The following is a 6999-nucleotide window of genomic DNA, read 5'->3' on the forward strand; positions in this document are numbered from 1 at the left end:
AGCGAGTCCGAGTGCACCAGCACGCTGCCATCGCTTTTGAGCACGAGCAGCCGCGTCGCGAGCGGGAGGTGTGCCGAAAGCCGCCCGGCGTAGTCGACCGAGCAGCGGGCAACGACCAGACGCACCCGGCCAGCCTATTTCTCTTGCGCGGGCGAGGGTTCTTGCACGGGCGAGCGTTCCCGTACAGGCTTCCGCGTCGCGGGCACCGCGAACCCGGCGACGACGATGAGGCCGAACACGATCCAGAGTGCGTTGAGGATGCCGATCTGCTCGCCGACGATTCCGATGATCGGCGGGCCGACCAGGAAGGCGCAGTACGCGATCGTCGCGACGGCGCTCACGCGTGCCGCCGCCCCGACCGGATCATCGCCGGCGGCCGACATCCCGACCGGGAAGCCGAGTGCGGCGCCGAGCCCCCAGACGACGATCCCCGCGACCATCACGGGCGTGATCGGCACGAGGATGACGACAGCCAGCCCGACGGCCGACATCACGACGGCCACGCGCAGCACCGGCACGCGGCCGAACCGGTCGAGCAGCGGAACGCCCGCGATGCGCCCGATCGTCATCGCGACGGCGAACACCCCAAACAGCAGGGCGCCCTGGGCGTCGTCGAAGCCACGGCCGTCGGTCATCGCGAGGGCGAGCCAGTCGTTCGCCGAGCCCTCGGCGAAGGCCATCCCGAGCACGAGCACGCCGATCAGCAGAGTGCGAGGTTCCCGCCACGCGGCGAGCTGGGAGCGGAATCCACTGCGCTGCCCATCGGCCGCCTCAGTCGCCTCGACGCGCCGTCCTGAGCCTGTCGAATGGTCGAGCGCTCGAGGAAGCAGACGCGGGATGAGCGCTGCCGCGACAATCAGCACGACCGCGATGATCGCGAGATGCGTCGCCGGCACCATGCCGACGAGAGCCAACGCGGCACCGAGTCCGGCACCCGCGACGGTGCCGAGACTCCACGCGGCGTGGAACCACGGCATCAGCGTGCGACCCATCTCACGCTCGACCTCTGTGCCTTCGACATTCATGGCGACGTCGCAGATCGACCAGGAGATCCCGAACAGCGCCATCGCGGTGATCGCGAGCGGGAACGACACCACAAGAGAGGTCGAGACGGCGAGCAGTCCGAGCGCCGTGGCACCGACCACGAGGGTCACCACCATCGTGCGGCGTGCGCCGATCCGATGCACGATCATTCCCGCCCCGAGTAGCCCGAGGATCGACCCAGCCGACATCCCGAAGAGCAGAAGGCCCACCTGCGCGAGGCTGATATCGAGGATGTCGCGCATCGCGGGGAGCCGCGAGATCCAGGTCGCCACCGCGACGCCGTTGAGCCCGAAGGTTACGAAGACGCCGAACATGGCGCGGCGGAGCAGGACGGAACGCGGTGGCATCCGCCGATCTTACGCGCGGTCAAGTGATCCTAGGCTGGCCTCGTGACCACGAACGCGCTTTCCTCAGGAATCGATACGGCCGACCTCGACCCGAAGGTGCGCGCGCAAGACGACCTGTTCCGTCACGCCAATGGGCGCTGGATCGACAGCACCGAGATCCCGAGCGACAAGGCCAGGTACGGCTCGTTCTACATCCTCGCCGAGGAGGCCGAGAAGGCCGTCCACGCGATCATCGAGGAGGCTCAGACCGCCGCCCCGGGCACAGAGGAGCGCACGTTCGGCGACCTCTATGCCTCCTTCATGAACGAGCAGCACATCGAGGAGCTGGGGTGGTCGGCGGTGGCCGACGACCTCGCGGCCGTTGCGGCCGTGACCGACATCCCGTCGTTCGTCACGGCACTCGGGAAGCTCGAACGCGCGGGCGTCGGCGGGTTCCTGCAGGCCTTCGTCGACAACGATCCGGGTGACCCGGAACGCTACCTCGTCTTCCTCGAGCAGGGCGGCATCGGTCTGCCCGATGAGTCGTACTTCCGTGAACCGAAGTTCGCCGACATCCGCGACGCCTACCTGGCGCACCTGCAGCGGATGCTCGCCATGGCCGGCATCGCCGACGCCGCCGACGCGGCGCAGCGCGTCTTCAACCTCGAGACCTCGATCGCCGCGCAGCACTGGGACAACGTGCGCTGCCGCGACTCGGTCGCGACCTACAATCCGATGACCTGGGATGCCGCGCAGGCCCTCGCTGGCGAGCGCGCCCCGCTGCTCGCAACCTGGGTGGCAGCGCTCGACGTGCCCACGGCATCCTTCGCTGAGGTCGTGGTGCGGCAACCGAGCTTCCTCGAAGGCCTCGCGCCGCTGCTCAGCGACGACCGCCTCGACGCCTGGCGGGACTGGCTGTGCTGGCAGGTCATTCGCTCGTCGGCCCCCTACTTGCACGCGGAGGTCGTCACGGCGAACTTCGACTTCTACGGCAAGACCCTCACCGGCACCCCCGAGTTGCGCGCCCGGTGGAAGCGCGCCGTCTCAGTCGTCGAAGGCGCGATGGGCGAAGCCATCGGCAAGGTCTACGTCGACCGGCACTTCCCCCAGGCAGCGAAGGTCGCGATGGATGATCTCGTCGCCCACCTCGTCGAGGCGTATCGGCAGAGCATCGTGCAGCTCGAGTGGATGACCGACGCCACCCGCGAGCGGGCCCTCGAGAAGCTCGGCAAGTTCACGCCGAAGATCGGCTACCCGGTGAAGTGGCGCGACTACTCGAGCGTCGCGATCGCGGCCGACGACCTCGTCGCCAACGTGCGGGCCGTCGCCGAATTCGACTTCCAGCGCGAACTCGGCAAGATCGGCAAGCCGATCGACCGCGACGAGTGGTTCATGACGCCACAGACGATCAACGCCTATTACAACCCCGGCTTCAACGAGATCGTGTTCCCCGCCGCCATCCTGCAGCTGCCGTTCTTCGACGAAAACCGGGATGCCGCCGCCAACTACGGCGCGATCGGTGCGGTCATCGGGCACGAGATCGGGCACGGCTTCGACGACCAGGGTGCGCAGTACGACGGCGACGGGAAGCTCACCGACTGGTGGACCGACGACGACAAGGCGGCGTTCCAGGCCCGCACCGCGTCGCTCATCGCGCAGTACGACGAGCTCGAGCCCCGACAGCTGCCCGGCCACCAGGTCAACGGTGCGCTGACGATCGGCGAGAACATCGGCGACCTCGGCGGGCTCGGCATCGCCTGGAAGGCCTACCTGCTCTCTCTGGGCGGCGCGGAGCCGCCGGTGATTGACGGGCTGACCGGGGCGGAGCGGTTCTTCCTCGGCTGGGCCCAGGCCTGGCGCACAAAGCTGCGCGACGAAGAGGCGCTCCGCCTGCTGTCGATCGACCCGCACTCGCCCGCGGAGTTCCGGTGCAACCAGATCGTCCGTAACATCGACGTGTTCTACGCCGCGTTCGGAGTCACCGCACGCGATGCTCTCTGGCTCGACCCGGAAGACAGAGTCACAATCTGGTGAATGTGCAGGCAGGCACTCAGCGCCGCGAACGCGTGCGCAGTGTCCGCGTGCCCCAACACCGGTCGAGCCAGCCCGCCGAAGACTTCTCGGCGACCTTTGCCGCACTGGGCGACCTCGCCTACGACGGCGCGCAGGTATCGGCATCCGTCACCGACCTCGACACCGGCAAGACCCTCGTCGCGATCGACGAACGCATCGTGCTGCCCACGGCGAGCATCGGCAAGATCCTGTTGCTCGTCGAGGTCTCCGCTCGCCTCACCGAGCGGGACTTCACCGGCTACGGCATCCTCGACAAGTCCCCCCGCGACGCGGTCGGCGACAGCGGAATCTGGCAGCACCTGCAGGCGCCGTCGCTTCCGGTCGCCGACCTCGCCACCCTGGTCGGCGCGACGAGCGACAACCTCGCGACGAACGTGCTGCTGCGGCAGGTAGGACTGGATGCCGTACGCGCACGCACCGAATCGCTCGGGCTGCTGCGAACGGCACTGCTCGATCTGGTGCGCGACTCCCGGGGCCCCGATGACGCCCCGCAGCTCTCCGTCGGCTCGACGGCCGAACTCGCGTGGCTGTTTGCGGCGCTCGCGCGCGGCGAGATCGTCGATGCTCTCACCTCGAGCCGCGTGCTCGGCTGGCTCTCGCTCAACTCCGACCTCTCGATGGTCGCGAGTGCGTTCGGGCTGGACCCGCTGTCGCACCGCGGCACCGACCACGGCGTGCTCCTGGTGCACAAGACGGGAACCGACACCGGGGTGCGATCGGAGGCCGGCGTGCTGCGTGGGCCACGCACCGCCGTCGCCTACGCGGCATCCGTGCAATTCAACGACAGTGGGCTCGCGGCGCGGTTGCGTGTTCTCGACGCACTTCGAGTCGTGGGGCTCGACATCCTCGAATACGTGCACTGAGGGATCCACAACTACTTGCTGTGAATAGCTTGTCCTCCTAAATGGGGACTGCTAGCGTCGCGCTTGAGAGGTCCCTGCGCTCCCCACACCGAAGTAGGGGGCGCACCCCCGATGGGACCGTATCCCAAGGAGAACCCACACTCACCCCCGACCCGCTAACCCCCGAAGCGGACGCGCGACCCCGATAGATTTCGTGCGCCCACGCGCCCTATCGCCGGCCACCCCCCTGTGCCGGACTTCCGGTGGCTGACTGCCATCCCGGCGTTACCCGTGCGCCCATTTCCCTAGCATTCCCTTTGCTTACAGAGGATTCCCCCATGCTTAAGAAGTTCCTCGCTGGGCTGACGGCACTAGCGCTCTCACTCGGCATGGTGGTGCTCACGGCCGCTCCGGCCAGCGCCCACGCTGGAAACATCACCGCGTCGGCCGTCTGCAATCCCCAGACCGGCAACTACGACATCACCTACACGCTCAGTTGGAGCAATATCCCGAACGGTGTCAGTGCGCCGATTCACACGCGCACGGGCACGACGTCCTTCCAGAACGGCTGGGGTTTCGCCACCTGGAACGACTGGACCAACCGCGGTAACACCAGCGGAGCTGCGGGATCAATCCAGTGGATTGAGACCCTGCCAGGCACCACCGTGGGCAACGGGCCGTGGGTATACGCCTACACGCCGTGGTCCAACGGTCACAATGGCGCGACGAAGCACGACACCCGTATCGAAGGGCTCGCAGGCAACTGTGGACTGCCGGATGACACGTCGAAGAAGATCGAGCTCTGTCACGCGACGGGGAGCGGCAGCAACCCCTATACGCAACAAGAGGGCTCGGTCAGTTCGATCATCACCCTCGACCCCAATGGCCACGGCGCACACCCGAACGACATCATCCCGCCGTTCACCTACGTGAAGCAGGGAGTCAACGGCTCGTACCCCGGGCAGAACTGGACCACCTACGGCCAGTGGCTCTACAACAACGACTGTTCGAACGAGGTCACCCCGGTGGCACCGACGTTCACCGAAGCGCAGTGCACGGGTCCGGGCACGTACGGCCAGGCGAGCTACACCATCCCGTCGACGCTCGGCGTTCAGTACCGGGTGAGCATCAATGACGCGGCCTATGCGGTCAAGGCGGCCGGCACGTACTTCGTCGCCGTCGGCACCAAGGTCGAGGTTGACGCTGACGAGCTCCCCGGCTACGAACTCAAGGGCAACGACAATCAATGGGAGTGGACCAAGACCTTCTCTGCCCCCGACTGCGATGTCGATGTAACCCCCACGAAGCCGACCATCGTGGAAGCCGTCTGTACCGGTGAAGACCAGGTCGGCCAGGCCTCGTACACCATTCCGTCGATCGTCGGGGTGAAGTACCAGGTGTCCAGCGGAGGCAGCAGCGGTCCGTGGACCGACATCGCGGCCGGCGTCTACTTCGCCGCCGACGGCTCGTCGGTGTGGATCCAGGCTGTCGCCCTCTTCGGTTACGACATCGAGGGAACCTCGAAGTGGAAGCTGGAGTTTGCAGACGTCACCTCGTCGAAGTGCGACGTTCCCGCGGCTCCGACGTTCACCGCACAAGTCTGCACCGGCCCCGGCACGACCAATACCGCCTCGTACACGATCCCGACCGATTCGGGCATCAAGTACCAGGTGCGCATCAATGGCGGCTCGTGGACTGACGTCTCGGCAGGCACCGTCAACGTGACGGTGTTCCCGCGCCTCATCGAGGTGCAGGCGCTCGCCAACGGCAACATCATCGTGCCGGGCTCGACGACGTACTGGTCGTACAACTTCACGGCCGCAGGCGACTGCCTCGTGAACGCGTACCCGGTGGTGCCGGACTGGACCGACTCGATCTGTCAACCGACGACGACCGGATCGACGCAGGCGACGTTCGAGGTCTTCGCGACCGCGAACGTGACCTACCAGGTCAGCACCAACGGCGTCGACTACGCCCCGATTGGGGCGGGCGTGCACAACGCAACCGTCGGCACCACGGTGTGGATCAAGGCCGTGCCCGCCTCGGGCTACCAGCTCGCCGGTGACACCGGACCCTGGTCGCACCTCTTCGTGAGCGCCGGCGACTGCCTCGACCCGGCCTACCCGGCAGCGGCAGAGTTCACAGACTCGGTCTGCGAGCCGAATACGACGGGCACGACTCAGGGAACGTACGAGGTCTTCGCGGCCACGCACGTGAGCTACGAGATCAGCACCGACGGCGGCAACACCTGGGCCCCGGTCTCGGTCGGCGTTCACAACGCGGACCCGCTCGACTCCGTAATCATTCGCGCGGTGGCCGATGCGGGCTACGTGTTGGCGAGCTACACGGGTCCGTGGTCGCACACCTTCGCCGACCCCGGCAAGTGCCTCGACGAGGCGTTCCCGGGTGACCCGAAGTTCGTCGACTCGATCTGTGAGCCGAACACGACGGGTTCGACCCAGGCGACCTACGAGATCGTCGCGGCACCGAACGTGACCTACGAGATCAGCTTCGACAACGTGACCTTCACGACAGTCGGGGCCTCGGTGGGCGTTCACAACGCGACCTCCGGAACGGAGATCTGGATCAAGGCGATCGCCGATCCGGGCTACGTGATCCTCGGGCAGACCCTCTGGTACCACGAGTTCACCGACCCGGGAACCTGTCTCGACCCGGCTACGGCAACGCCGGCGACAGACGTTGATCAGCAGTGC

3 protein-coding genes and 2 pseudogenes are annotated in these 6999 nt (G+C 66.9%); 3 read left to right on the forward strand and 2 right to left on the reverse strand.

Translation table 11 applies throughout. The annotated features are described in order from the left end of the window. Positions 1-125 (reverse strand): annotated as a pseudogene (locus RMO30_RS11985) (endonuclease NucS domain-containing protein); the annotation flags it as partial. Between the two features lie 9 nt (positions 126-134). Beyond that, the gene (locus tag RMO30_RS11990) at positions 135-1391 is read right to left on the reverse strand and encodes an MFS transporter (RefSeq protein WP_309713771.1); all 1257 of its coding nucleotides are present in this window, start codon (positions 1389-1391) and stop codon (positions 135-137) included. A 42-nt stretch (positions 1392-1433) separates the two neighbouring features. Between RMO30_RS11990 and RMO30_RS11995 the strand changes: the two genes are divergently transcribed. From RMO30_RS11995 to RMO30_RS12005, 3 genes and pseudogenes are all read left to right on the forward strand, one after another. Then, the gene (locus RMO30_RS11995) at positions 1434-3404 is read left to right on the forward strand and encodes a M13-type metalloendopeptidase (protein WP_309713774.1); all 1971 of its coding nucleotides are present in this window, start codon (positions 1434-1436) and stop codon (positions 3402-3404) included. Next, on the forward strand, positions 3398-4306 hold the full coding sequence (locus tag RMO30_RS12000) for a serine hydrolase (protein WP_397427936.1): 909 nt from the start codon (positions 3398-3400) through the stop codon (positions 4304-4306). Before RMO30_RS11995 ends, RMO30_RS12000 begins: the two co-directional genes overlap by 7 nt. Positions 4307-4623: 317 nt before the next feature. Beyond that, a pseudogene (locus RMO30_RS12005) lies at positions 4624-6999 on the forward strand (hypothetical protein); the annotation flags it as partial.

The sequence above is a fragment of the Pseudolysinimonas sp. genome (assembly GCF_031389465.1).
In the GTDB taxonomy this organism is placed as follows: Bacteria; Actinomycetota; Actinomycetes; order Actinomycetales; family Microbacteriaceae; genus Pseudolysinimonas_A.

Excerpts from the sequence above, each read along its gene's own strand:
- RMO30_RS11990 (WP_309713771.1), bottom strand. The coding sequence starts at position 1,391 with ATGCCACCGCGTTCCGTCCTGCTCCGCCGCGCCATGTTCGGCGTCTTC.